This is a genomic window from Methylobacterium sp. 275MFSha3.1 (assembly GCF_900108435.1).
Lineage (GTDB): Bacteria > Pseudomonadota > Alphaproteobacteria > Rhizobiales > Beijerinckiaceae > Methylobacterium.
Map to the genome: position 1 here is coordinate 254,735 of NZ_FNWP01000007.1, position 23,329 is coordinate 278,063.

The 23,329-nt window shown below is 72.0% G+C and carries 22 protein-coding genes and 1 tRNA gene; 12 read left to right on the top strand and 11 right to left on the bottom strand.

Going from position 1 to position 23,329, the window contains the following annotated elements; all coding sequences use genetic code 11:
• Positions 1-340 precede the first annotated feature (340 nt).
• The 4 genes from BLW78_RS10680 to aroQ form a co-directional block, all read right to left on the bottom strand.
• Positions 341-1,786, bottom strand: coding sequence for an amidase (locus BLW78_RS10680; RefSeq protein ID WP_091679283.1), 1,446 nt, complete (start codon positions 1,784-1,786; stop codon positions 341-343).
• A gap of 206 nt (positions 1,787-1,992) precedes the next feature.
• Positions 1,993-3,072: a dihydroorotase gene (pyrC, locus tag BLW78_RS10685; RefSeq protein ID WP_091679286.1), complete on the bottom strand. Its 1,080-nt coding sequence runs from the start codon at positions 3,070-3,072 to the stop codon at positions 1,993-1,995.
• 13 nt (positions 3,073-3,085) lie between these two features.
• The gene (locus tag BLW78_RS10690; RefSeq protein ID WP_056531596.1) at positions 3,086-3,787 is read right to left on the bottom strand and encodes an orotate phosphoribosyltransferase; all 702 of its coding nucleotides are present in this window, start codon (positions 3,785-3,787) and stop codon (positions 3,086-3,088) included.
• A 143-nt stretch (positions 3,788-3,930) separates the two neighbouring features.
• Positions 3,931-4,380, bottom strand: a complete 450-nt coding sequence (gene aroQ / locus BLW78_RS10695) for a type II 3-dehydroquinate dehydratase (RefSeq protein WP_091679289.1) — start codon at positions 4,378-4,380, stop codon at positions 3,931-3,933.
• A gap of 175 nt (positions 4,381-4,555) precedes the next feature.
• On the opposite strand from aroQ, the gene BLW78_RS10700 reads away from it, so the two are divergent.
• From BLW78_RS10700 to BLW78_RS10710, 3 genes are all read left to right on the top strand, one after another.
• Positions 4,556-5,398, top strand: a complete 843-nt coding sequence (locus BLW78_RS10700) for a 3-oxoadipate:acetyl-CoA acetyltransferase (RefSeq protein ID WP_091679292.1) — start codon at positions 4,556-4,558, stop codon at positions 5,396-5,398.
• Positions 5,399-5,447: 49 nt separating this feature from the next.
• The gene (locus tag BLW78_RS10705) at positions 5,448-5,969 is read left to right on the top strand and encodes a hypothetical protein (RefSeq protein WP_091679295.1); all 522 of its coding nucleotides are present in this window, start codon (positions 5,448-5,450) and stop codon (positions 5,967-5,969) included.
• A gap of 98 nt (positions 5,970-6,067) precedes the next feature.
• Positions 6,068-6,141: transfer RNA gene (locus BLW78_RS10710), tRNA-Gly, on the top strand.
• Positions 6,142-6,185: 44 nt separating this feature from the next.
• On the opposite strand, the gene BLW78_RS10715 is transcribed toward BLW78_RS10710, so the two are convergent.
• The 3 genes from BLW78_RS10715 to BLW78_RS10725 all read right to left on the bottom strand — a co-directional run bounded on the left by BLW78_RS10715 (position 6,186) and on the right by BLW78_RS10725 (position 9,807).
• A complete protein-coding gene (locus BLW78_RS10715; protein ID WP_091679297.1) occupies positions 6,186-6,938 on the bottom strand; it encodes a helix-turn-helix domain-containing protein in 753 nt (250 codons plus the stop codon).
• 92 nt (positions 6,939-7,030) lie between these two features.
• On the bottom strand, positions 7,031-7,621 hold the full coding sequence (locus BLW78_RS10720) for a class GN sortase (protein WP_091679300.1): 591 nt from the start codon (positions 7,619-7,621) through the stop codon (positions 7,031-7,033).
• On the bottom strand, positions 7,618-9,807 hold the full coding sequence (locus BLW78_RS10725; protein ID WP_091679361.1) for a marine proteobacterial sortase target protein: 2,190 nt from the start codon (positions 9,805-9,807) through the stop codon (positions 7,618-7,620). Before BLW78_RS10725 ends, BLW78_RS10720 begins: the two co-directional genes overlap by 4 nt.
• Positions 9,808-10,056: 249 nt before the next feature.
• Here BLW78_RS10725 and BLW78_RS10730 point away from each other — a divergent pair, with 249 nt between their 5' ends.
• The 7 genes from BLW78_RS10730 (at position 10,057) to BLW78_RS10760 (ending at position 17,642) form a co-directional block, all read left to right on the top strand.
• Entirely contained in the window at positions 10,057-10,788 is a 732-nt protein-coding gene (locus BLW78_RS10730; protein ID WP_091679303.1) for an NUDIX hydrolase, read from the top strand.
• 73 nt (positions 10,789-10,861) lie between these two features.
• Positions 10,862-11,848: an SPFH domain-containing protein gene (locus tag BLW78_RS10735; RefSeq protein WP_091679305.1), complete on the top strand. Its 987-nt coding sequence runs from the start codon at positions 10,862-10,864 to the stop codon at positions 11,846-11,848.
• Between the two features lie 11 nt (positions 11,849-11,859).
• The gene (locus BLW78_RS10740; protein ID WP_043386741.1) at positions 11,860-12,753 is read left to right on the top strand and encodes an NAD(+)/NADH kinase; all 894 of its coding nucleotides are present in this window, start codon (positions 11,860-11,862) and stop codon (positions 12,751-12,753) included.
• Between the two features lie 538 nt (positions 12,754-13,291).
• Positions 13,292-14,344, top strand: coding sequence for an ABC transporter substrate-binding protein (locus BLW78_RS10745; protein WP_091679308.1), 1,053 nt, complete (start codon positions 13,292-13,294; stop codon positions 14,342-14,344).
• A 4-nt stretch (positions 14,345-14,348) separates the two neighbouring features.
• Complete coding sequence (locus BLW78_RS10750; protein WP_091679310.1) at positions 14,349-15,278, top strand: ABC transporter permease; 930 nt, start codon at positions 14,349-14,351, stop codon at positions 15,276-15,278.
• Positions 15,268-16,074: an ABC transporter ATP-binding protein gene (locus tag BLW78_RS10755; protein WP_091679313.1), complete on the top strand. Its 807-nt coding sequence runs from the start codon at positions 15,268-15,270 to the stop codon at positions 16,072-16,074. The genes BLW78_RS10750 and BLW78_RS10755 overlap by 11 nt, the downstream gene beginning before the upstream one ends.
• 26 nt (positions 16,075-16,100) lie before the next feature.
• Complete coding sequence (locus BLW78_RS10760; protein ID WP_091679316.1) at positions 16,101-17,642, top strand: amidohydrolase family protein; 1,542 nt, start codon at positions 16,101-16,103, stop codon at positions 17,640-17,642.
• Positions 17,643-17,664: 22 nt separating this feature from the next.
• On the opposite strand, the gene gudD is transcribed toward BLW78_RS10760, so the two are convergent.
• From gudD to kdgD, 3 genes are all read right to left on the bottom strand, one after another.
• Entirely contained in the window at positions 17,665-19,014 is a 1,350-nt protein-coding gene (gene gudD / locus BLW78_RS10765; protein WP_091679318.1) for a glucarate dehydratase, read from the bottom strand.
• A gap of 94 nt (positions 19,015-19,108) precedes the next feature.
• On the bottom strand, positions 19,109-20,464 hold the full coding sequence (locus tag BLW78_RS10770) for an MFS transporter (protein ID WP_091679320.1): 1,356 nt from the start codon (positions 20,462-20,464) through the stop codon (positions 19,109-19,111).
• Between the two features lie 98 nt (positions 20,465-20,562).
• On the bottom strand, positions 20,563-21,477 hold the full coding sequence (gene kdgD / locus BLW78_RS10775) for a 5-dehydro-4-deoxyglucarate dehydratase (protein WP_091679323.1): 915 nt from the start codon (positions 21,475-21,477) through the stop codon (positions 20,563-20,565).
• Positions 21,478-21,584: 107 nt separating this feature from the next.
• Here kdgD and BLW78_RS10780 point away from each other — a divergent pair, with 107 nt between their 5' ends.
• On the top strand, positions 21,585-22,487 hold the full coding sequence (locus BLW78_RS10780) for a LysR family transcriptional regulator (RefSeq protein WP_091679325.1): 903 nt from the start codon (positions 21,585-21,587) through the stop codon (positions 22,485-22,487).
• A 110-nt stretch (positions 22,488-22,597) separates the two neighbouring features.
• Positions 22,598-22,885, top strand: a complete 288-nt coding sequence (locus BLW78_RS10785) for an MTH1187 family thiamine-binding protein (RefSeq protein WP_091679328.1) — start codon at positions 22,598-22,600, stop codon at positions 22,883-22,885.
• 153 nt (positions 22,886-23,038) lie between these two features.
• Here the strand turns inward: BLW78_RS10785 and BLW78_RS10790 are convergent, their stop codons facing one another.
• Complete coding sequence (locus tag BLW78_RS10790; protein WP_020090747.1) at positions 23,039-23,212, bottom strand: metallothionein; 174 nt, start codon at positions 23,210-23,212, stop codon at positions 23,039-23,041.
• Positions 23,213-23,329: the final 117 nt, after the last annotated feature.

Consider the following 23,329-nt stretch of genomic DNA (forward strand, 5'->3'; position numbering starts at 1 on the left):
CGCCTCGCCCGAAGGTGCCTCTCGCCCCGGATCTCCGTCCGTCCCAGTCCTGTCCCGCCCGGCCGCGGGCAACAAAAAAGGGCCCCGAGGGACCCTGCATGCGCCACCGCCCGGATCGCGGCCCTAGCTCAGGGCCGCCCCGTCGGTGACGCTACCGCTACAATAAGGACCGTCGTCATCGGAAACCCGAACCTGCCCCGCGGCGGCCCCATGATCCGGAACTGGCTCATGGTCGGCGCGCGAAGTGTCGGGCCTCTTAGCGGAGTGCGCGGGGCCGGTCAACGCGTCCGCGCGTGCAATCGCGCCGGTTCCGCGCCGGTTCAGTGCCGGAGCCGCGCGCTCAGTGCAGCGGCGGCGGGAAGCGGCGGCCCCAGCTGCTGGCCGCGTCGTAGGCGGCGCCGAGCTGCAGGCAGGCGAGCTCGCCGTGGTTCGGGCCGACGATCTGGATGCCGGTGGGCAGCCCGGCCTCGCCGAACCCGGCCGGCACGGCGAGGGCCGGCAGGCCCGACATCGTCGCCGGGATCGTGATCTGCATCCAGCGGTGATAGGTGTCCATCGCGTGGCCGCCCACCGTCTCGGGCCAGCGCAGGGCCTTGTCGAACGGGAAGACCTGGGCGCTCGGCATGACCACGTAGTCGTAGGCCTCCATGAAGCGGCGCAGGGTCTCGTACCATCGGGTGCGCCCCTCCAGCGCCGCGATGATCCGGTCGGCGCCGAGCGCCAGCCCCCGCTCGACCTCCCAGGCCGCCTCCGGCTTGAGCAGGGCCCGGTGACGGGGCTCGTCGTAGAACGGGCGGAGGTTCGCCGCGACGGTGAGGGCCCGCAGCACCAGCCAGTCCTCCCAGAGCCGCTCCATGTCGTAGCGCGGCGTCGCCTCCTCGACGGTGCAGCCGATCTCCGCGAAGGTCGCCAGGGCGGCGCGCCCGACGTCGAGCACGCCGGGATCGAACGGGATCTGGCCGCCGCAATCGCCGAGCCACGCGATCCGCGTCCCGCGGAAGTCGCGGGCGAGCGGGCTCGCGAAGGCCGACGGGTCCTGCCGGATGGCGTTCGGGCAGCGCGGATCGTAGCCCGCCAGCACCGAGAGCATGAGGCCGATATCGCCGGGCGTGCGCCCGATCGCCCCGAGCACGCCGAGGTTCGGGCTGAACACGTCCTTCGCCTCGGCGGGGATCCGGCCCCAGCTCGGGCGCAGGCCGTAGCAATTGTTGAAGGCCGGCGGGTTGCGCAGGGAGCCGGCATGGTCGCTGCCGTCGGCGACCGGCTGCATCCGCAGGGCCACCGCGACGGCGGCGCCGCCGCTCGACCCGCCCCCGGTCTTGTCCGGATCGTAGGCGTTGCCGGTGGCGCCGTAGACCGGGTTGAAGCTGTGCGAGCCGAGGCCGAACTCGGGAATGTTGGTCTTGCCGATGAAGATCGCCCCGGCGGCGCGCAGGCGCGTGACCATGATCGAGTCGGTGTCGGCGACCCGGTCGGCGAAGATCGGCGAGCCTTGCGTGAACCGCAGGCCGCGGACCGGGTCGAGATCCTTCACGGCCAGCGGGAAGCCGTGCAGCGGCCCAACGGCGTCCCCCCGCGCCAGGGCGGCGTCGGCCGCCTCGGCCTCGCGCATGAGCGCGGCGTCGTCGGCGAGGCCCACGAGGGCGTTCACCCGCGGGTTGATCCGGTGGATCCGCTCCAGATAGGCGCGCATCACCTCCGCGCAGGAGACCACCCGGCCGCGGATGGCGGCCGCGAGGTCCACCGCGCCCATGGCGGTGATGCCGTCCTGTCGCGCGTCCTGCATCTTGCCCTCCCCCGGATCAACGGAAGATCGGTAACCGGAGGTTGGATCCAGGCAAAGATGGCTCGGCCGATTGAATGGATCGCCGATCATCGTCTTTGCGAGCGCAGCGAAGCAATCCAGTGTCGCGCGACGATCACCGATGTCGCGCATCCCTGGGTCGCTTCGCTGCGCTCGCGATGACGGAGCGCACCCATCGCCCTGATTCGCTATACCACCGACCAGGGCAGCGTCTCCTCGCCCCGGAACACCACCACCGCGGTGTCGTCGACCGCGACGGCCTCGGCGATGCGGCTCTCCCGCCGCTCCAGGGTCACGGTCCCGGCATTCGGCTCCAGCCCGTGGAAGCGGGCGCCGTTGAGCGACGCGAAGGCCTCGAACTTGTCGAGCGCCCCCTCCTCGTCGAAGACCTGCACGTAGGTCTGGAGCGCGGAAGGCCCGCAGAACACGCCGGCGCAGCCGCAGGATGCCTCCTTGGCGCCGCGGACATGCGGGGCGGTGTCGGTGCCGAGGTAGAAGCAGGCCTCGCCGGAGGTCGCGGCCTCGCGCAGGGCCAAACGGTGCCGCTCGCGCTTGGCCACGGGCAGGCAGTAGAGGTGCGGGCGCAGCCCCCCCTGGAAGATGTGCGTCCTGTTGATCACGAGGTGGTGCGGCGTGATCGTCGCCGCGCACCGGCCGCGGTGCTCCCGGACCACGTCGAGGATCTCCGCCGTGGTGGCGTGCTCGACGGTGACCTTCAGCCCCTGATGGCGAGCGAGCAGCGGGATCAAGCTGCCCTCCATGAAGGCGGCCTCGCGGTCGAAGATGTCGATCTCCGGGTCGGTCGCCTCGCCGTGGATCAGGAGCGGCATGCCGATCCGCTCCATGCGCTCCAGGACGGGGGTAATGCCGACGAGGTCCGTGACGCCCGCGTGCGAGTTCGTGGTCGCGCCGGCCGGGTAGAGCTTGGCGGCGACCCAGACCTTCTCGGCGAAGCCCCTCTCGATCTCGTCCGGGTCGGTGTCGTCCCGCAGGTAGCAGGTCATCAGCGGGGTGAAGTCCATGCCGGCCGGCAGGGCCGCCAGGATGCGCTCCCGGTAGGCCTGCGCCGCGGCGACCGTTGTCACCGGCGGCACGAGGTTCGGCATGATGATGCCCCGGGCGAACTGCGCCGCCGTGTAGGGCAGCACCGCCTTCAGCATCGCGCCGTCGCGCAGGTGAATGTGCCAGTCGTCCGGCCGCCGGATCGTGATCCGGTCGACGGTCTTCGCGGCCTGGCGCTCGGCGGGGAACAGGTCGGCGACGCTCATCGCGGGATGCCCCTCAGGCCTGGCCGAAGGCGGAGATGCCGCCGTGGGCCGCCGACCATTCCGCCGGCGCGTTGAGGAAGCGCTCGACCTCGGCCAGCGTCTTCGGGTCGAAGGTGCCCATCTCCTTGGCCACCGCCAGCACGTCCCACCACGTGGTGAGGTAGTGGAGCTTGATACCGATCTCCTCCATCAGCGCGGCGCTGTCGGGGAAGATGTCGTAGTAGAACAGCACGAAGCAGTGATCGACCTGGGCGCCCGAATCGCGGAGGGCCTTGCAGAAATTGACCTTGCTGCGCCCGTCGGTGGCGAGGTCCTCGACGAGCAGCGTCCGGGCGCCCTCGACGATCTCACCCTCGATCTGGGCGTTGCGGCCGAACCCCTTGGGCTTCTTCCGGATGTACTGCATCGGCAGCATCATCCGGTCGGCGATCCAGGCCGCGAAGGGGATGCCGGCGGTCTCGCCGCCGGCGATGTGGGTCAGCTTCTCGTAGCCGATCTCGCGCACGATGGTGGCGGTGGCGAAATCCATCAGCGTCGAGCGCAGGCGCGGGAACGAGATGATCTTCCGGCTGTCGGTGTAGACCGGGCTCGCCCAGCCCGAGGTGAACTTGAACGGCTCGTCCTTGTAGAAGAGCACCGCCTCGATCTCGAGGAACATCTTGGCCGCCTCGCGGGCGATCACTTTCCGGTCGAGGGGCAGGAAGGGGCTGGTCATGCGGCGTGCGCGCTCCGCTTGGGGCGCTCTCCGGGGCCTTGAGAACCGGTCCGGCCAGAGAGATCGCGTGGGAATAGGGCCTGACCGCCCTCCTCCGCCCTGTCTCCGCCAGCGTCAACCCTGATCGTGGCGCTATCCGCGCCTCAAGCAGGTCTGCCGGCCCGCAGATGCGCGAGGTGCCGGATCGCCAGCGCGTAGCCGTGCGTGCCGAATCCCGCCAGCACGGCCGTAGCCGCGAGCGAGATGTAGGAATGGTGGCGGAAGGCCTCGCGGCGGTGAACGTTCGAGATGTGGCACTCGATCACCGGCACCTCGCAGGTGTTCAGCGCGTCGAGGATGGCGACCGAGGTGTGGGTGTAGGCGCCCGCATTGATGACGATGCCGGCCGAGCCGACGCGGTACTCGTGGATCGCGTCGATCAGCACATGTTCGGCGTTGCTCTGGCGGAAATCGACCGCGAGGCCGAGGGCGGCGGCCGTCTCGCGGCACAGGGCCTCGACGTCGGCCAGCGTCTCGCGGCCGTAGATCTCCGGCTGGCGCTTGCCGAGCAGGTTCAGGTTCGGCCCGTTCAGGACCAGGACGGTGTCGTTCATCGTGTGCCTCGCGGGTCGAGAGGTGCGGCAAGCGCCCGCAAGACTCAAGTCCGGGCTGTCATCCGGCCGGAGATGTCCCGCACACGGAGCTGCCGCCCGCGCCGGGCGGTTCAGATCCGGATCCCGCGGCGCTATCCCGGTCGCGGAAGCCCGATGCGGCAGGGAGGACAGGCGAATGGCAGGATCCCGGAGCGACGCGCCCGTGGTGATCGCGGTGGCGATCACCGGCTCGGTGCCGCGCAAGACCGACAACCCGGCCGTTCCCGTCACCGTGCCCGAGCAGGTCGAGTCGACGCAGCAGGCCTTCGAGGCCGGCGCCACGCTCTGCCACATCCACGTGCGCAACGACGACGAGTCGCCCTCCTCCGATCCGGACAGGTTCGCCGCCGTGCAGGAGGGGCTGCGCCGGCACTGCCCGGGGATGATCGTGCAGTTCTCGACTGGCGGGCGCGGGCGCGACCCGGCCGCCCGCGGCCTCTCGCTCAGGCACCGGCCCGACATGGCCTCCCTGTCCACCGGCTCGGTGAACTTCCCGACGATCGTCTACGAGAATTCCGCGAGCCTCGTGACCGACCTCGCCGGCCAGATGAAGCAGTACGGCGTCCGTCCCGAGATCGAGATCTTCGACCTCTCGCACCTGCACGGCGCCAAGCGCCTCGTGGAGGCGGGCCTGATCGACGCGCGCCCGCACGTGCAGTTCGTCATGGGCGTCCAGAACGCGATGCCGGCCGAGGAGCACCTCCTCGACATCCTGCTCGCCGAGACCCGGCGGATCCTGCCGGAGGCGACCTGGACGGCGGCCGGGATCGGACGCAACCAGGCGATCGTGATGGACTGGGCGCTCGCCCGCGGGGCGGATGCGGTCCGCACCGGCCTGGAGGACAACATCCGGGTGACGAAGGACCGCTTGGCGGCGAGCAACGCCGAGCTTGTCGGCCTCGCCGCCGAGGCGGTGGCGCGCCACGGCCGCCGCGTCGCCACGCCCGCGGAGGCCCGCGCCGCCCTGGGCCTGGGTTGAGCGGGCGCGGATGTTGCCGCGGTCGCGCGGTGGAGACGGCACCGGATCCATGCGCCTCACGACACGCACGCCGTCCCGACCGCGATCCCTGATCGTCGGCTGCGCCGCCGCGGCCTGCGCGCTCCTGGCCGTGGCCTCGGAGGCCCCCGGTCAGGCCGGACCGGGATCGGCGGAGGCGCTCGTGAACGGGATCCAGACCATTCGGCGCGGCGACACCGTCACGAAGGTCGACCGGACCGGCAAGGGTGCGGTGCTGTGCATGCGCGGCATCCTGCAGGCGATGCGCGCCGTCGGACAGGCGTGCCACGCCGGCGTCGACCCGGACTTCCAGCAGGAATTGCGCGCCGCGCTCGCGCGCATCGATCGGTTCATCGCCGACAACGCCCCGGACAGGGCCGGCCCGCCGCGCGACGGGACGACGGAACCGGAGCAGCGGCCCGGCGCGGTCTGCGGCCGCGACGCAGAGGCCCTGTACGAGGCCCTGCGGACCGGCGGCGCCGCGGGCCTGCGCGCCCAGGTCGACGACCTGCTCTCGATCCCGCGCGAGCCGGTCATGAATCCGTGTCTGTGAGCCGGCCGTCGCTGCCGGGAATGCGGGACGGCGCCCGCGCTGCAGCGATCCCGACCCACCTTCTCACGGCCATCCCGGCGTGCTAACGATCCGCCCGCGCGGGTGTAGCTCAATGGTAGAGCAGCAGCCTTCCAAGCTGAATACCCGGGTTCGATTCCCGGTACCCGCTCCAAGCCCGCCGCGCGCCGCGCCTTCGGGCTCATCCGTCAGATCCCGTCAGGCGACGCCCGTGAAGAAGGTGGCGTAGCCGTCGTCGTTCACCCGGGCGAGATAGGCCCGGTACGGCGCGTAGCCCGGCTCCTCCGGCCCGATCCGCCCGTACCCGTGCGCGCCCGCCTGCTCGGGCAGCAGCGCCAGGGGCGCCGCGGCCGGGGTCAGCTGCGTGCCGCGCCCGGCGTGGAGCGTCGTCAGGACCCCGTACATCTCGCCCTGGATGTTGGGGCGGCACAGCACCGCGAGGCGGTGCTGCCCGTGCCAGTTGGTCACGAGGTAGATCATGCCCGACTGGCTCGGCACGGCGACGCTGCCGGACTGCGCGAAGGGGGCGTCGAGCCGCTCGGCCTCGCGGAACACGAGGCGGGCCGCGTCCGCGTCCCAGGCGATCTCGGTGCGGTAGGCGAAGATCGCGCCCGCCGACCCGAACGAGGGCCGCAGGGTGAGGTAGCGCCCCTCGATCCAGGCGACGCTCTCCCGCGAGTAGGAGCCGAGCTCGTCGGGCGCGTGACGGGCCGCCTCCGGGGCCGGGCGCGCCGTCTCCTGGCGCAGGGACTGGCCCAGGGCTTCCTCCAGGCGGATCGTCGTCGCCAGGGTGAAGGGCCTGCGGCCGGCGAGCGCCTTCTCCAGGGTCGAGATGCTGATCCGGGCCTCCTCGGCCAGCGTCTGCCGCGAGATGCGCCGGCGGGCCAGCGCCTCGCGCACGGTCTGGGCAATGGCGCGGCTCTGCGCCTCGGACAGTTCGATCTCGCTCACAGGCACGGCTCGCACGGGCTTGACCCGCACAGATCCGCACGAAACCGCACATTCGCGCAAGCGCGGCCAAGCTGACCGTCCACGCCGAGCCGTCAGGAACGCTCCGGCTCCGGGGCCAGCTCGGTCTCGACGATCAGCCGGAGCGGACCGGCCTGCAGCGCCTCCAGGGGCCAGCAGGTGACGAGGTCGAGATGCCGCCCCGGGGCCTGCGGGTCGATGCCCGAGGCGTCCCAGCGGGCCACCCGCGTGCCGGTGACGCGGAAGCGCAGAATCCGGCCGTCGCGGCCGGTCACCGTGACGGGATCGCCGGGTCCGAGCTGTCCCAGCACCGCGAACTGCGTGTCGCGGTGGGCGGCGATGACCGCGGTGCCGGGCGCGCCGACCTCCGGGGTGCCGTCCAGGTGGCCGGGGCCGAAGGCCAGGGCCTGGCCGCTCCCGCCCCGCAGCACCACGAAGCTGCGGCCCGCGACGGTGAGCCGGGCGACCGGCTCGGTGTCGGCCCAGGGCCAGGGCCGGGCGGGCCGACCCTCGGCCCGGGTGCGGGCGAAGGCGCGCTCCAGCAGCAGCTGGGCCAGGGCGGCCTTGGCGGGGATCCAGGCGGCCTGCGCCGCGAGCCCGAGCCCCGCGAGGGTGAGGAGGGCCGCGAGGGCCCTCCCCAGTCCGGTCACCGTGCGCCGGCTCATCGCGCGTCCCCGGTCCGCCGGCCGCCGATCGTCAGGCCGGTGCCGAGCAGGAGACCCAGCAGGGCGAGGAGCAGGCCCAGGCCGAGCTGCGCCACGATGCCGGCCCCGGTCCGCGGCAGGTCGACCGCCGCGCCCTCGGCCCGGATCGGCACGATCCGCGCTGCCCCGTCGTCGGCGGGCATGGCGCCCGGCCGGTCCGTGCCGAACACCTTGGCGAAGTCCCAGCCCGCCGGCAGGTTCAGCGGCAGGTCGGCGGCGACGAGGGGCGTGCCGGGCGCGCGGCGCGGCGTGGCGTCGACGGCCACGAGGCTGGTCAGCCGCGTCGTCAGGCCGTGCTCCAGGGCCAGCGCCAGGATGGCGGCGTCGGCCGCGTCCGCACCGAGGCGCCCCGTGATGCGCGCCGTCTCGGTCTCGCCGATCCGGGACCGCGCCCAGACCTTGGAGATGCCGGCGCCCGCACCTGCCTCGGCGAGGGGGAGCGTCCGGGTCCATGTCCGGCCGCCCACCCGGCCCGAGACGGTCACAGTCCCGCGGGCCGTGTCCTCGGCCGCGCCCGGCAGCCGCGCGGCGAAGACCAGCGGCTCGCCGCGATACAGGTCGGGCAGCGCGCCCGGCGTGACCTCGACGCCCGGGACCGAGAAGGTCGCGGTCAGGTCGGTGACGGCGGGGGATTCCAGCTTCTCGTAGAGCGCGCGGGTCCGCTCGCCGACCTGCGCGAGGTCGCGGATCTCGGTGAAGCTGCCGCGGCCGATCTCGGCGGCGTGGCGCATCAGGTGGCCGTTGGGCGCCGAGCCGATGCCGACCATGAACAGGCGCGTGCGCCCGAGATCGGCGTGGATCGCCGCGAAGATCCGCTCCTCGTCGCCGACGGCGCCGTCGGTGAGGAACACGACCTGCCGGACGCGCCCGTCCTCGGGGTGCGGGTCGGCGAGGGCCGCCTTGAGCGGCGCCAGCATCTCGGTGCCGCCGCGGGCTTCCAGAGCGGCGACGAAGGCCTGGGCCTGCGCCAGGGCCTCCGGCGTCGCCGGGACGGGCGCGGGATGAAGCGCGTCCCAGGTGTCGTCGAAGCGGATGACATTGAAGCGGTCCGACGGGGTCAGGCGGGCGAGACCGGCGAGCAGCCCGGCCTTGGCCTGCCGCATCGAGGCGCCCGACATCGAGCCGGAATTGTCGATGACGAAGGTGACGTCGCGCGCCGGCCGGGCGGCCGTGTCGGTCTCGATCGCCGGCGGGCTCACGGCGGCCAGCAGGTAGGTCCGGCCCGCCACGGTCTCGCGGAACAGGCCGAGGCCGGGCACCCGGCTCGGGACCGGCGCCCAGGTCAGCTCGAGGTCGCGGTCGGCCGGGACGACGCCGTCGGCGAGCGTGACGGTCCGCGCCTCCGGGCCGGTCTCGGTCACGCGGATCGCGTGGGTCGCGCTGCGGACGTCACCGACGGGGAAGCCCGCCTGCAGCCGCACGGTGACGGCGACCGGGTTGGTCGGCGACGACAGGGCCGGGTCGAGCACCGGCGGGCTGATCCGGGCGCGATCCGGAACCGGGTCGCGGGCCGCTCCGGCCACGCCGTCGAGGGAGACCGCGTCCACCGGGGCGAGGGCGGGATTGTAGCGGGGCGCGACCACCAGGGGCAGGCGCAGCGTCCGCGTCTCGCCCGAGACGGGGATCGTCTGCTGATAGGTGATCTGGACCACCACCGTCTCGCCGGGGCCGATATTGGCGACCGCGTTGGTGAAGACGTTGGGCCGCTCCTGCGCGGTCAGCGCCGCCGACTGCCCGGCCGCCTTCGCGGCCTCGTAGGCGCGCTTGGCCGCCGCCCGCTCGCGGATGTCGGCGACGATCACGTGGGAGCCGACGACGAGCTTCATCCCGTCGACGGCCGCGTCCTCCGGCAGGGGGTACACGTAGGTGCCCTCGACCCAGTCCGCCGTGACGTTGCGGAAGGCCTGGGTGACGGTGGCCCGGGCGGTCGGGCCGCTGACGTCGACGCTGATGTCGGTCGCCAACTGGACGGCCTCGACCGGCGCGGTGCCGGCCGGCCCGCGCAGGGTGAGGCCGCCCCGGTCTCGGCCCGGCGCCGCGTGGGCCGAGGCCAGCATGATGAGCAGCGCCAGCAGCGCGAGGAAGAGCGGTGACAGCGCGGCGTTGCGGGGGGGCTCGACCGCGGATCGTGGAGCGAAGAACGGCATCGGGGAAACCTCCTGCACCGGCGGATCGATGCCGGCTCGCCGCTGAAGCTCCCGCGCCAGCCCCTCCGTCGCCACGAGAAGCTTCGCCCTTTTCCAGGCTCGGACCGCACCGGCCGGCCGTGCCCGGGCGGATCTGTGCGGAGCCGGTGCGGAGCTGTGCGTTCCGCGGCGCTTCCCGGCGAATCCGCTCTCGGCTTGACATATGCGCAATCTGCGTCTTAGTTATGCTCAACTTGAGTAGAAAGACCGATGACCGAGTCCGAGTTCCTGGCAGGCTATGATCCTGCGGCCTACGAGCGGCCCGCCCTGGCGGTCGATCTCGTCCTGCTGGGGATCCGGGCGGGCCGGCTCGCCGCCCTCCTGCTGCGGCGGGGCCAACAGCCGCAGGCGGGCCTCTGGGCCCTGCCGGGCGGGTTCGTGGGCATCGCCGAGACCCTCGACGCCGCCGCGGAGCGCGTCCTGCGCGACAAGGCCGGCATCGGGCGGGCGCGGCTCGAGCAGCTCTACACCTTCGGCGCCGTTGATCGGGATCCGCGGATGCGGATCGTCTCGGTGGCCTACCTCGCGCTGCTGCCGGAGGCGGCCTTCGCCGAGGCCCTGGCGGGCCGCGCCGGGCTCGCGGCGGCGGTGCTGGTCGTGCCCTGGGCGGGCGAGTCCGGCGGCCCGGTCTCGGCCGAGGCGGAGGACGGCGCGCCCCTCGCCCTCGCCTTCGACCACGCCGACATCCTCGCGCTCGCCGTGAAGCGGCTGCGCGGCAAGCTCGACTACACGGATGTCGGCTTCGCGCTGCTCCCGGAGCACTTCACCCTCCGGCAGCTTCAGGACGTGCACTCGGCGATCCGCGGCGCGCCCCTCAACAAATCCGCCTTCCGTCGCCGCATGCGCGACCGGGGCTGGATCGCGCCGACGGGCGCCCGCGAGGCCGGGACGGCGTTCCGCCCCGCCGAACTCTTCCGCTTCGACAGGTCAGGCCAGTTCTAAGCCTTTGTTTCAACGTGCTCTCTTGAGCCGAACCGGTATCCACTTCGGCGGAGAGCGCTTCGAGGAGCCCATCATGGCTACGGTCCGCAACATCGGTGTCATCGCCCAGCTTCGGAGCGAGGCGAGCAGCCACATCATCCGCTTCCGCAACGGCCGTGTCCGGCAGAGCGGGCGGGGTCTGGTCTTCTGGTTCCGGCCCGAGACCGCCAGCATCAGCGAGGTGCCGGTGGACGACCGCGAGATGACGCTCTTCGTCCGCGGCCGCAGCCGAGACTTCCAGACCGTCGTGGTCCAGGGGACGATCGGCTGGCACGTCGTCGATCCGGAGCTGCTGGCGAGCCGCGTCGACTTCTCGATCGACCTCCGAACCGGGCGCCTGCAGGGTGAGCCGATCGAGCGGATCGAGGCGCGCCTCGGCGGCATCGCCAGCCAAGCGGCGCTCCAGTATCTCGGGGCGAGCCCGATCGGCGTCCTCCTCGACGCGGGTCCGGAGCCGCTGCGCGCCGTGCTGGAACGGGTGCTGTCCGACGCCCCGGCGCTGGCCGAGATCGGCGTGGCGGCGGTGTCTGTGCGGCTCACCAACCTCGCGCCGACGAGCGAGCTGGAGCGCGCCCTGCAGACCCCGACCTTCGAGGCCCTGCAGCAGAAGGCCGACGAGGCGACCTTCGCGCGGCGCGCCCTGGCGGTCGAGAAGGAGCGCGCCATCGCGGAGAACGAGCTCGCGACGAAGACCGAGCTGGCCCGGCGCGAAACCGTGCTGATCGCCCAGGAGGCCGAGAACGCCCGCGACCGCGCCGCCGGCGTCGCGGAGGCGCGGGGCCTGGAGGCGGCCGCGGAGGCCGAGCGGATCCGGCTCGTCGAGGGCGCCCGGGCCGACGCGGAGCAGCGCCGCGCCGCCGTCTACCGGGACATGCCGCCCGCCGTCCTGCTCGGGCTGGCGGCCCGGGAACTCGCCGGCAAGCTGGAGACGATCGAGCACGTCAACGTCACGCCCGACCTGCTGGCGGCCGTCCTCGGCGAGTTCCGGGGCGCGCTGTCCCCGCGGCTCGCGCCGCGCTGAGGAGGTCCGCCGTGCCGGCCATCACCCCCCGCGTGGTCTTCGTGATCCGCGACACGGATTACGAGCTGCTCATCGCCCGGCACGCGACCCGCGGCCAGGTCCGGTTCTTCCTGGAGAGCAGGGGCCAGACGCTCGCCGAGGTCGAGGCGCGCCACGCGCAATTCCAGGCCGTGCTCGCCGAGGCCCGGTCCGCCGTGCCGCTGGACTGGCGGCAAGCCCTGGTGCGGCGCCCCGACCTCGACCGCTTCCTGTTCGCCCCCGAGGACGTGGTCGTGGCCGTGGGGCAGGACGGGCTCGTGGCCAACGTCGCCAAGTACCTCGACGGGCAGCCGGTGGTCGGCGTCAACCCGGCGCCCGACCTCTACGACGGCGTGCTGGCCCGGGCGCGGGTCGAGGCCCTGCGCGCGCTCCTGCCCGCCAGCGCGGCCGGCGCCGCCCCCCTCCAGCGGCGCACCATGGTGCAGGCGACCTTCGACGGCGGCGAGCGGCTGCTCGCCCTGAACGAGATCTTCGTCGGCCATCGCAGCCACCAATCGGCGCGCTACCGCATCGACGACGGGGCGCGGGCGGAGGACCACTCGTCGAGCGGGCTGATCGTGGCCTCGGGCACCGGCCTGACCGGCTGGGCGCGCTCGATCAGCGAGGCGACGCACCTCACCGTGGAGGTGGGCATCGAGGAGGCGGCCTTCGGCTACTGGGTGCGCGAGCCGTTCCCGAGCGTCGCCACCGGCACCGACCTCCGCGGCGGCAAGTTCGCCGGATCGCCCCTCACCGTGGTGTCGCGGATGAACGAGGGCGGCGTGGTGTTCTCGGACGGGATCGAGCAGGATTTCGTCGCCTTCGACTGGGGGCGGCGGGTGAGCCTCGCCCCGGCCGACCGCACCTTCAACCTCGTGGCCGCGTAGCGCGGCGCCGACCGGGCGCCCGATGGCCGCCTGTGCGCGAGGCTCGGGATGCTGCCCGAGGGCCCGCTCCGCGCGTTCTTCGCCCGCGCGGGACCGGCATTGGTCGAAGAGCCCGGCTGAATACGCCGGCGGCATTCCGCTGCTTTCGCGGGCGTCGGACCGGTCGATGCGACACCTTCGTCATCACGAGCGCAGCGAAGTGACCCAGGGCAGCGCCATGTCCGGAGGCGTGGCGCGGCTGGATTGCTTCGCTCCGCTCGCAAGGACGGGATGGTACAGGTCTCCGACAGCGCCGACGGGCGAGGTGCGCCGCCAACACCGCAGATTCCCGCGTCTGGCACGCTTCTTGGTTCGTATTCACCAGCGCAGCGTCGCCCCGGCGGCGGCTAGAGGTTGGCGTGCCGTCGATGTGGTGAGGTGCCGGGCGACCGGATCTCCGCGACTGCCTTGAGCCTGTCCCGAGCTCCGATCCCTCCGTTTCAGCACCGGCACGCGCCGTCCGGCGGATCGCGCGATCCGCCCTCTGAGGAGAGTCGATATGTGCGACCGTCACGGCGATTATCGCGTCCCGGATCTCACGCGGTTCAAGCCCAGTCGCAGGCGCTTCCTCGGCGGGACCGCCGCCGCGCTGACCCTGGCGGTGGGCCCGGGCCTGACCGGCCCGGCCGCGGCGGCCACCGGCATCCGCGCGACCCACGGCACCGGGTTCTGCAACCTCGACTTCTTCCTGGCCGAGGCGATGCAGCTCGCCAAGGATGACGGGCTGACGATCGACTTCGTCAACACGCCGACCTTCTCGGATCAGGTCACCTTCCTCGGCATGGGCCAGGTCGATGCCGGCGTGATGCCCTACACCAGCTTCATGGCCCTCTACGACGCGGGTGCCCCGGTGAAGATCGTGGCCGGCGGCGGCATCGAGGGCTGCGTGCTCGTGGCCCAGCCCGGCCTCGACAGCCCGGAGAAGCTCAAGGGCAAGACGCTCGGGACCTTCCAGCTCGATACGCTCGAGGTCCTGCCCTACGACTGGCTGAAGAAGAACGGCGTTGCCTTCAAGGACATCACCGTCCGCTACATGGGCTCGACCCCGGAGGCCGTGGAGGCGTTCCGCGCCGGGGCGCTGGACATCATCTCGACCATCGAGCCCTACGGCACGGCGCTGCTCACCGACGTGAAGGGCGCGGTGAAGCTCTCCGACGGGACCGACATCTACGGCAAGGGCTACACCGACTGCGTGCTGGCGGTCCGCAACGAGTTGATCGTCAAGAACCCGGCCGCCGTGAAGGCCCTGATCAAGGGCATGATGAAGGCCCAGGCGCTGGCGGAGGGCGACCCCCAGGCCGCCCTGAACAAGCTCGTCGGCTCCTACTACAAGACCTCGATGAGCAACGCCCAGCTCGCCATGGGCCGGCAGCCCTCGGTGGTCGACGCCCGCAACCAGACGCAGTTCATCCTCGACCGGACCGATTCCGTCGCCGAGATGGGCTACATCAAGAAGAAGCCCGGCCGCGACGCGATCGACTGGACCCTGCTGGAACAGGTCATCGCCGAGAACCCGGACCTCTACGGCAAGCTCAAGCTGAAGTCGGCCTGAGCGGATGGCCACCTTCCTCGCCCGCGCCGCCGCCGTCCCGCAGGACCGGCCGCGCCTCCCGCTCGGTCAGCGCCTCGCGCTGCCCGAAGGGCTCGTCCCCCTGCTCCGCCGGATCGGCTGGATGCTGGTCTCGGTCGGCTGCTTCGCCGGCCTCTGGGAGCTGCTCTGGGCGCTCGGCATCGCCGACGCCAAGCTCCTGCCGCCGCCGCACATCTTCCTCGGCAACCTCGCCGAGCAGGCGCGCTTCTTCAACACCGCGCAGCGCTGGCAGATCGGCACCGGGATGAATACCGGCCCCAGCCCCGCCATGGCGGTGCTGATCACCGTGCTCGCCTCGACCGGCCGGGTGCTGGCGGGCCTCGCCCTGGCGGCCTCCCTGTCGATCCTGGTCGGGGTGGCGATCCGCTACTTCGAGCTGTTCGAGCGGCTGACCCTGCCGACCATCACGCTCCTGGCGCCGGTCTCGCCGATCGCGTGGCTGCCGGTGGCGATCTTCATGTTCGGGATCGGCAACGCCCCGGCGATCTTCATGGTGTTCATCGCCCTGTTCTTCACGATGGTGCTCTCGACCATCCAGCAGATCGACGGGGTCAACCGCAACTTCATCAACGTCGCCCGGACCATGGGGGCGTCGAAGCGCCAGATCTACGCCCGGGTGATCGTGCCGGCGATCCTGCCGGGGCTGCTCGCGGTGCTGCGCCTCAACCTGTTCGGCGCCTGGATGGTGGTGCTCGTCGCCGAGGCGACCGGCGTCGGCTACGGGCTCGGCCAGGTGATCATGCTGGCGCGCAACACCTTCAACCCGTCGCTCGTGTTCTTCACCATCACGCTGATCGGCCTGCTCGGCTTCGCCTTCGACCTGCTGTTCCGGCTGGTCCAGCGGCGGCTGCTGTACTGGCTGCCGCGCGACGCGGGGTCCTCCCTTGGCCTCTGATCCCGCATCCGAGGACGCCGTCTCGTGCCGCGGCGTCGCCAAGGTCTGGGCGGCCGGCACCGCCCGCGCCCACGAGGCCCTGCGCGACATCGACCTGACCGTGCGGCCCGGCGAGTTCGTGGTGTTCCTCGGCCCCTCGGGCTGCGGGAAGAGCACGCTGCTCTACCTGATCGCCGGGCTCGAACCCACCTCCGGGGGCGAACTCCTGGCCTTCGGCGAGGCCGTCACCGGTCCGTCGCCGGAGCGCAGCCTGATCTTCCAGGAGACCTCGCTGCTGCCCTGGCTCAGCGTCTGGCAGAACGTCAGCTTCGGCCTGTCGCTGAAGGGCGTGCCGGAGGCCGAGCGCCGGAGCGTCGCCCGGGCGGCGCTCCAGCGCGTCGGCCTCGCCGAGGCCTTCGACAAGCGGCCGGACGAGCTGTCCGGCGGCATGCGCCAGCGCGTGGCGGTGGCGCGGGCGCTGGCCATGCGCCCGAAGGTGCTGCTGATGGACGAGCCCTTCGCGGCGCTCGACGTCCAGACCCGCCAGAAGATGCAGGACTTCCTGCTCGACGTCTGGCGCGACAGCGGCGCCTCGGTGCTGTTCGTGACCCACCACATCGACGAGGCGGTGGCGCTCGCCGACCGGGTGGTGGTGTTCACCGCTCGCCCCGGGCGGATCAAGACGATCGTCCGCAACGATCTCGCCCGCCCGCGCGACCCGTTCTCGCCCGAGGCGGAGGCCTTGCGGCGGCACCTCACCGAGCTCCTGCGCGACGAGGTCGACCGGGCCTTCGCCGAGCAGGAAGCGCTCGTCTGACCCCCTCCCCCAACACGGACACGACCATGGCCACATCGCTGATCCGCAGCCGGCGGATGATCACCCGTACCCTCGACCACGATCGCTGGGAGGAGATCGCCGACGGCGCGGTTCTTCAGAAGGACGGGGTCATCGCCGCGGTCGGCACCTACGCGGACCTGCACGCCCGCTATCCCGACGCACCCGTGATCGGGTCCGGCCGCGAGATCCTGCTGCCGGGCTTCGTCAACGGCCACCATCATGTCGGCCTGACGCCGGTGCAGCTCGGCTCCCCCGACATGCCCCTGGAGCTGTGGTTCGTCACCCGCATGGTGGCACGCAACCTGAACCTCTACCTCGACACCCTGTACTCGGCCTTCGAGATGGTCGGCTCCGGGATCACCACGGTCCAGCACATCCACGGCTGGATGCCCGGCGGCCTGGAGGAGGTCGAGGCGCGCTCCAACGAGGTGCTGCGCGCCTACCGCGACATCGGCATGCGGGTCTCGTACTGCTTCGCGGTCCGCGACCAGAACCGCCTCGTCTACCAGGCCGACATGGACTTCGTGGCGAGCCTGCCGGCGCCGCTGCAGGACCCGATGAAGCGCTGGTTCGAGCGCTTCCAGATGTCCCTGGAGGACAATTTCTCGCTGTTCCGCAGCCTGCATGCCGGTCAGGAGGGCGCGTCGCGGGCGAAGATCCAGCTCGCACCCGCCAACCTGCACTGGTGTTCGGACGCGGCCCTCGAGGGCTTGGCCGGCCTGTCCGAATCCTACGACGTGCCGATGCACATGCACCTCGTCGAGACCGCCTACCAGAAGGCCTACGCGGAGAAGCGCGGCGGCGGGACCGCGGTCGAGTACCTCGACCGGTTCGGCATGCTGGGGCCCCGCCTGACGCTCGGCCACGGGGTCTGGCTCAACGAGTCCGACATCGACCGGGTGGCGGCGACCGGCACCTGCATCTGCCACAACTGTTCCTCGAACTTCCGGCTGCGCTCCGGCGTGGCGGCGCTCAACCGCTTCGAGGCCAAGGGGATCAACACGGCGATCGGCCTCGACGAGGCCGGCATCAACGACGACCGCGACATGCTGCAGGAGATGCGCCTCGTGCTGCGCGCCCACCGGGTGCCCGGCATGGACGAGGCCGACGTGCCGAGCATGGCGCAGGTGCTGCGCATGGCGACCGTCGGCGGCGCCCGCACCACCCCCTACGGCGACAGCCTCGGCACGATCGAGGTCGGCAAGGGCGCCGACATGGTCCTGATCGACTGGGACCAGATCGCCTACCCGTATCTCGACCCGGAGACGCCGCTCCTCGACGCGGTGATCCAGCGGGCCAAGACCGGCGGCGTCACCGCGGTTCTGTGCGAGGGTGAGGTGCTCTACGCGGACGGCCGCTTCACCCGGGTCGACCGCGACGCCGCCCTGAAGGCGCTCCACGACGACCTGTCGCGGGCGCTCTCGGATGACGAGGTCGAGCGGCGCCAGCTGTCGAAGGCGCTGCTCCCCCACGCGCGGCGCTTCTACGCCGACTACATCGACCCGTCGCGGCACGAGCCGTTCTACCGCCCGAGCTCGCGCGTCTGACGGCGCGGGCCCGGGCCGGGCCTCAGCGGACCAGGCAGGGCTTCTTGTTGTCGAAGGTCCAGCCGGGGATCAGGAACTGCATGGCGGCCGCGTCGTCGCGGGCGCCGAGGCCGTGGTCGCGGTAGAGGGCGTGGGCCTCCTCCACCGCCGACATGTCGAGCTCGATGCCGAGGCCCGGCCGCTCCGGCACCCGCACGAGGCCGCCGCGGATCGCCAGCGGCTCCCTGGTCAGGCGCTCGCCGTCCTGCCAGATCCAGTGCGTGTCGATCGCCGTGACGTTGCCGGGCGCCGCCGCGGCGACGTGAGTGAACATCGCGAGCGACACGTCGAAATGGTTGTTCGAGTGGGAGCCCCAGGTCAGGCCGTGGTCGCGGCACAGCTGGGCCACCCGGACCGAGCCGGCGAGCGTCCAGAAATGTGGGTCGGCCAGCGGGATGTCGACGGCGCCGAGCTGGATCGCGTGGTTCATCTGGCGCCAGTCGGTGGCGATCATGTTGGTGGCGGTGGACAGGCCGGTGGCGCGGCGGAACTCGGCCATGATCTCGCGGCCCGAGAACCCGCCCTCGGCGCCGCAGGGATCCTCCGCGTAGGCCAAGACGTGGCCCTGGCCTTTGCAGAGGCGGATCGCCTCCGCGAGGGACCACGCGCCGTTCGGGTCGAGCGTGACCCGCGCCTTGGGGAAGCGCTCGTGGATCGCGGTGACGGCGGCGATCTCCTTCTCGCCGCGCAGCACGCCGCCCTTCAGCTTGAAGTCGTTGAAGCCGTACCGGTCGTAAGCGGCCTCGGCGAGCCGGGCGACGGCCTCCGGGGTCAGCGCCTCCTCGTCGCGCAGGCGGAACCAGCCGTCGCGGGCGGTCGGCGCACGGTAATCGAGATCCGTGCGGGTGCGGTCGCCGACGTAGAACAGGTAGCCCAGCATCTCGACGGCGTCGCGCTGCTGGCCCTCGCCCAGGAGCGCGGCCACCGGGACGTCGAGGTACTGGCCGAGCAGGTCGAGGAAGGCGGATTCGACGGCCGTGACCGCGTGGATGGTGATGCGCAGGTCGAAGGTCTGCAGCCCGCGCCCGCCGGAATCGCGGTCCGCGAAGCGCGTGCGCATGGCGTTGAGCACCGCGTTCCAGGCGCCGAGCGGCTGCCCGACGACGAGGTCCCGGGCATCCTCCAGAGTCTTGCGGATGCCCTCGCCGCCGGGGACCTCGCCGAGGCCAGTGGCGCCGGTGGAGTCGGTCAGGATCACGAGGTTGCGGGTGAAGTACGGGCCGTGCGCGCCCGAGAGGTTGAGCAGCATGCTGTCGTGGCCGGCCACCGGCACGACCTTCATGGCGGTCACGGTCGGCGTGTGGCGGGCGGCGTGGCGACTGTCGTTCAGCATGGCGTCCTCCTCGGGGGCCCCCGGCCGGTCTGCGCCGGGCGCGAGGCGGGATCGATGCGGGGCCGGACCGGCCGGGGCCGGTCCGGCAGGCGAGTCAGTGGGGCTTGAGCTCGACGCGGCGGATCTCGCCGACCACCACGAGGTAGCAGAAGCAGGCGACGAGAGCGTTCAGGCCGACGAAGACCAGGGCGCCGTTGAACGAGCCCGTGCTCTGGACGATGTAGCCGATCGCGATCGGCGTGGTGATGCCGGCGGTGTTGCCGAAGGTGTTGAACAGGCCGCCCGAGAGGCCGCCGCTCTCCCGCGGGGAGGTATCGGCGACGACCGCCCAGCCGAGCGCGCCGATGCCCTTGCCGAAGAAGGCGAGCGCCATCAGGCCGACCACCAGGGCGTCCGCCTGGACGTAGTTGCAGCCGATGATGCTCATCGACAGCAGCATGCCGCCGACGATCGGGATCTTGCGGGCCGCCGTCAGCGAGAAGCCGCGGCGCAGGAGCAGGTCGGAGATCACGCCCCCGAGGATGCCGCCGATGAAGCCGCAGAGCGCCGGCAGCACCGCCGCGAAGCCGGCCTGCAGGATCGACAGGCCGCGCTCCTTGACGAGGTAGACCGGGAACCACGTCAGGAAGAAGTAGGTCAGCACGGTGATGCAGTACTGGCCGATATAGATGCCGAGCAGCATCCGGTTGGCGAGCAGCTGGCGCAGCGTCCGGCCGGCATCGCCCTGCTTGCTCCGGCTCAGGCCGTCCATGTCGAGCAGGGCACCGCCGGCCTCGATGTAGTCCCGCTCCGCCTGGTTCATCGACGGGTGGTTCTTCGGGCTGTCGACCACGCGCAGCCACACCACTGCGAACACGATGCCGAGCAGGCCCATGCTGGTGAAGACGTGGTGCCAGCCGAAATTGTGGACGATCCACGCCATCAGCGGCGTGAACAGCACCGTGGCGAAATACTGCGCCGAGTTGAAGAACGCCGAGGCCATGCCGCGCTCGCGGGTCGGGAACCACGCGGCGACGATCCGGGCGTTGGCGGGGAAGACCGGCGCCTCGGTGAGGCCGACGGCGAGCCGCAGGGCGAAGAGTATCACCACTGCGGTCAGGCCGGTGAAGAAGCCGACGGCGCCCTGGACCAGCGTGAAGGCCGACCAGAGGGCGACGGCGGCGGCGTAGACCCACTTGACGCTGTAGCGGTCGAGGAGCCAGCCGCCCGGGATCTGGGCGAGGACGTAGGACCACGCGAAGGCCGAGAAGACGTAGCCCATCTGGACCGGCGAGAGGCCGAGTTCCTTGGCCATGTCGGGGCCGGCGATCGAGATGGTCGCGCGGTCGGCGTAGTTGATGGTGGTCGCGGCGAACAGCATCGCGACGATCAGCAGGCGGACGCGGGTGCGGCGACCCGCGTCGGCGGCGGCGAGCAGGGTGCTCGGCGCGCCGGTCGAACTGGCACTCATGGACGTTCTCCCAGGCTCGTCGCCGCCCGGTTGATCCGGGAGGCGGGTCGTGGCCGCCGTTGGCTCGGCGGGTCTGTCTTGGGTGTCGAGGCGGGGGCTCAGCGGCGGTCGCCGATCAGGGCCGTCAGCTCGGCGCGCTCGGCCGCGTCGAGCTCGGTCAGCGGCGGCCGGACCGGGCCGGCGTGGCGGCCGACGGCGCTCATGCCCGCCTTGACGATCGAGACCGCGTAGCCGCGCTTGCGGTTGCGGATCGCGATGTAGGGGAGGACGAAGTCGCGCAGCTCCCGGTAGACGGCGTCGCGGTCCCGGCGGCGGACGCTGTCGTAGAAGGACAGCGCCCATTCGGGCAGGAAGTTGAAGATCGCCGAGGAGTAGGTGGTGACGCCCATCTCCAGGTACGGCAGCGCGAAGGTCTCGGCGGTGGGCAGGCCGCCGATATAGGTCAGGCGGTCGCCCAGAGCGGCGTAGACCCGGGTCATCAGCTCGACGTCGCCGACGCCGTCCTTGAAGCCGACGAGGTTCGGGCAGCGCTCGCACAGGCCCGCGAGCGTCTGCTCGTTGAGCTGGGCGTTGGCGCGGTTGTAGACGATGACGCCGAGCGAGGTCGCGCGGCAGACCGCCTCGATATGGGCGGCGAGACCGGCCTGCTCGGAGCCGACGAGGTAGGGCGGCAGCAGCAGGATCCCGTCCGCGCCGGCGGCCTCGGCGGCCCGAGCCATCTCGACCGCCAGGGCGGTACCCTGGCCGGCGGGGGCGATGACCGGGGTCCGGCCGCGGGTCTCCTCGACGGCGGCGCGCAGGACGCGGTCGATCTCGGCGGGCGTCAGCGAGAAGAACTCGCCGGTGCCGCCGGCGGCGAACAGGCCCGAAACCCTGTAGTCGGCCAGCCGCCCGAGATTGTCCCGGTAGGCGGTCTCGTCGAAGCTGAGATCGTCGCGGAAATGCGTGACCGGGAAGGACAGCAGGCCGGAGCCCAGCACGCGCGCCATCTCGGCCGGGGTCATGCTCGCCATCGATTCTCTCCCTGGAACGCACCGTTCGGTGTCGCGTCCGGGGTTAGGCGCCGGCGTTAAATGCGTCCAACGTTGATTTTGGCTGGATTATCCCGGATCCTGCATCAATGTTCGACCTCGGCCATGCCCGCAGCTTCGTCGCCGTCGCCGAGGAGATGCATTTCGGCCGGGCCGCGGCCCGGCTGCACCTGACCCAGTCGCCCCTGTCGCGGCAGATCCAGATGCTGGAGCAGACGCTGGGCGTGACGCTGCTGGAGCGGACCACCCGGGCGGTGCGCCTGACCCCGGCGGGCCGCACCTTCCTGGCCGAGGCCTACCGGGTGCTGGCGGCGGCCGAGAACGCCGCACGCATCACGCGCCGCGCCGCCCTGGGCGAGAGCGGGGTGCTGCGCCTCAGCTTCACCGCCGCCTCGGCCTACCGGACGCTGCCGCAGGTCGTGGCCCATGTCCGCCGGACGCTGCCCGAGGTCGACCTCGTGCTGGAGGAGATGGTCTCGGACGAGCAGATCCTGGCGTTGGGCGAGAACCGCACCGATCTCGCGATCCTGCGGCCGGCGCCGGTCCTGCAGGATCCGAAATCCGCGATCGCCACAGCGCCGCTGGCGCGCGAGCGGCTCCTGCTCGCGGTCCCGCGCGGGCACCGCCTCGCGGCGGCGCACGCCCCGACCCTACGGGACCTCGACGGCGAGGCCTTCGTGACTTGGTCGCCCCGGGGCGGGCGCTACTTCATCGACCTGCTCGACCGTCTGTTCGAGGCGGGGGGCGTGCAGCCGCGGATCGTGCAGCGGGTGAACCAGGTCCACGCGATGCTGGCCCTCGTCGGCGCCGGCATCGGCGTCGCGCTGGTGCCGGGCAGCGCCCGGGGCAACAGCATGGCCGACATCCGGCTCCGGCCCATCGCCCTGCCGGCCACGACCGGGCCGGAGCTGTGGCTCGCGTGGCGCAGCGACAACGCCAATCCCTGCCTGCCCTCGGTGCGGGCGGCGGCGCTGGAGACCGGCGAGGCGTGACCGCCGGCGCCGGCCTGGAAAGTCGGTGCGGCCGGCGATAGGCTGCGCGCTCGCCCCGCTTCCGGTCGCGCAGCCGGCCGGGGCCGCCCCTCCCGGATCAGGCAGGCACCATGAAAGTTTCGGCCGACCTCTGCATCGTGCCGATGGGCGTCGGCCCGTCGGTCTCGCCCTACGTGCGGGAGATCAAGGGGATCATCGAGTCGAGCGGGCTCACCGCCACGATGCATCCCAACGGCACGAACATCGAGGGCGAGCTGTCGGAGATCTGCGCGTTGGCGGAGCGGTGCGAGGCGAAGCTCGCCGAGCTCGGTGTCCAGCGGACCTTCTTCACGCTGATCTTCTCGACGCGCCGCGACAAGGACCAGTCGATGGCCGACAAGCTCGCCGCGGTCTCCTGACCGCGACCGCCGCGGCGCGTCATCCCGGGGTCGTTCTCCGAACCCGCGCCGAATGAGGTGCGGGTCCCAGCTCGTGCGGGAGAGGGGGCGCGTCGCGGCTGGCTCGACCGGTGACGCGTCCTCCGGACCGTCGCGACGCGAACGAGAAAAGCCCTAGCCGTGGCAGGCGCAGCCGGCGTGCTCGCAGCCGGCGTGATCCTTGTGGCCGTTCGCGCAGTCGTCGCAGCAATAGGCCTTGCCGTCCCGCGACACGGCCTTGGCGACCGGGATCACGCAGACGCAGTCCTGGCAGGCGCACTTCACCATCTCGACGTCGACGCTGGCCATGATTTCCTCCTCCGGCGGGACAGTCCGCATGTCGACGTTAGAGCCGCTGCGGCGGCGAGGAAACCCTTCTCTGGGCGCGGTGACGCGCCCGTGATCCCATTCGCCCGCTCGCGCGTT

Excerpts from the sequence above, each read along its gene's own strand:
- BLW78_RS10780 (WP_091679325.1), top strand. The coding sequence starts at position 21,585 with ATGTTCGACCTCGGCCATGCCCGCAGCTTCGTCGCCGTCGCCGAGGAG.
- BLW78_RS10690 (WP_056531596.1), bottom strand. The coding sequence starts at position 3,787 with ATGACCAGCCCCTTCCTGCCCCTCGACCGGAAAGTGATCGCCCGCGAG.
- BLW78_RS10735 (WP_091679305.1), top strand. The coding sequence starts at position 10,862 with ATGGCTACGGTCCGCAACATCGGTGTCATCGCCCAGCTTCGGAGCGAG.
- BLW78_RS10785 (WP_091679328.1), top strand. The coding sequence starts at position 22,598 with ATGAAAGTTTCGGCCGACCTCTGCATCGTGCCGATGGGCGTCGGCCCG.
- kdgD (WP_091679323.1), bottom strand. The coding sequence starts at position 21,477 with ATGGCGAGCATGACCCCGGCCGAGATGGCGCGCGTGCTGGGCTCCGGC.
- pyrC (WP_091679286.1), bottom strand. The coding sequence starts at position 3,072 with ATGAGCGTCGCCGACCTGTTCCCCGCCGAGCGCCAGGCCGCGAAGACC.
- BLW78_RS10720 (WP_091679300.1), bottom strand. The coding sequence starts at position 7,621 with ATGAGCCGGCGCACGGTGACCGGACTGGGGAGGGCCCTCGCGGCCCTC.
- BLW78_RS10790 (WP_020090747.1), bottom strand. The coding sequence starts at position 23,212 with ATGGCCAGCGTCGACGTCGAGATGGTGAAGTGCGCCTGCCAGGACTGC.
- BLW78_RS10730 (WP_091679303.1), top strand. The coding sequence starts at position 10,057 with ATGACCGAGTCCGAGTTCCTGGCAGGCTATGATCCTGCGGCCTACGAG.
- BLW78_RS10705 (WP_091679295.1), top strand. The coding sequence starts at position 5,448 with ATGCGCCTCACGACACGCACGCCGTCCCGACCGCGATCCCTGATCGTC.
- BLW78_RS10680 (WP_091679283.1), bottom strand. The coding sequence starts at position 1,786 with ATGCAGGACGCGCGACAGGACGGCATCACCGCCATGGGCGCGGTGGAC.
- BLW78_RS10745 (WP_091679308.1), top strand. The coding sequence starts at position 13,292 with ATGTGCGACCGTCACGGCGATTATCGCGTCCCGGATCTCACGCGGTTC.
- BLW78_RS10750 (WP_091679310.1), top strand. The coding sequence starts at position 14,349 with ATGGCCACCTTCCTCGCCCGCGCCGCCGCCGTCCCGCAGGACCGGCCG.
- BLW78_RS10725 (WP_091679361.1), bottom strand. The coding sequence starts at position 9,807 with ATGCCGTTCTTCGCTCCACGATCCGCGGTCGAGCCCCCCCGCAACGCC.
- BLW78_RS10760 (WP_091679316.1), top strand. The coding sequence starts at position 16,101 with ATGGCCACATCGCTGATCCGCAGCCGGCGGATGATCACCCGTACCCTC.
- BLW78_RS10700 (WP_091679292.1), top strand. The coding sequence starts at position 4,556 with ATGGCAGGATCCCGGAGCGACGCGCCCGTGGTGATCGCGGTGGCGATC.
- gudD (WP_091679318.1), bottom strand. The coding sequence starts at position 19,014 with ATGCTGAACGACAGTCGCCACGCCGCCCGCCACACGCCGACCGTGACC.
- aroQ (WP_091679289.1), bottom strand. The coding sequence starts at position 4,380 with ATGAACGACACCGTCCTGGTCCTGAACGGGCCGAACCTGAACCTGCTC.
- BLW78_RS10770 (WP_091679320.1), bottom strand. The coding sequence starts at position 20,464 with ATGAGTGCCAGTTCGACCGGCGCGCCGAGCACCCTGCTCGCCGCCGCC.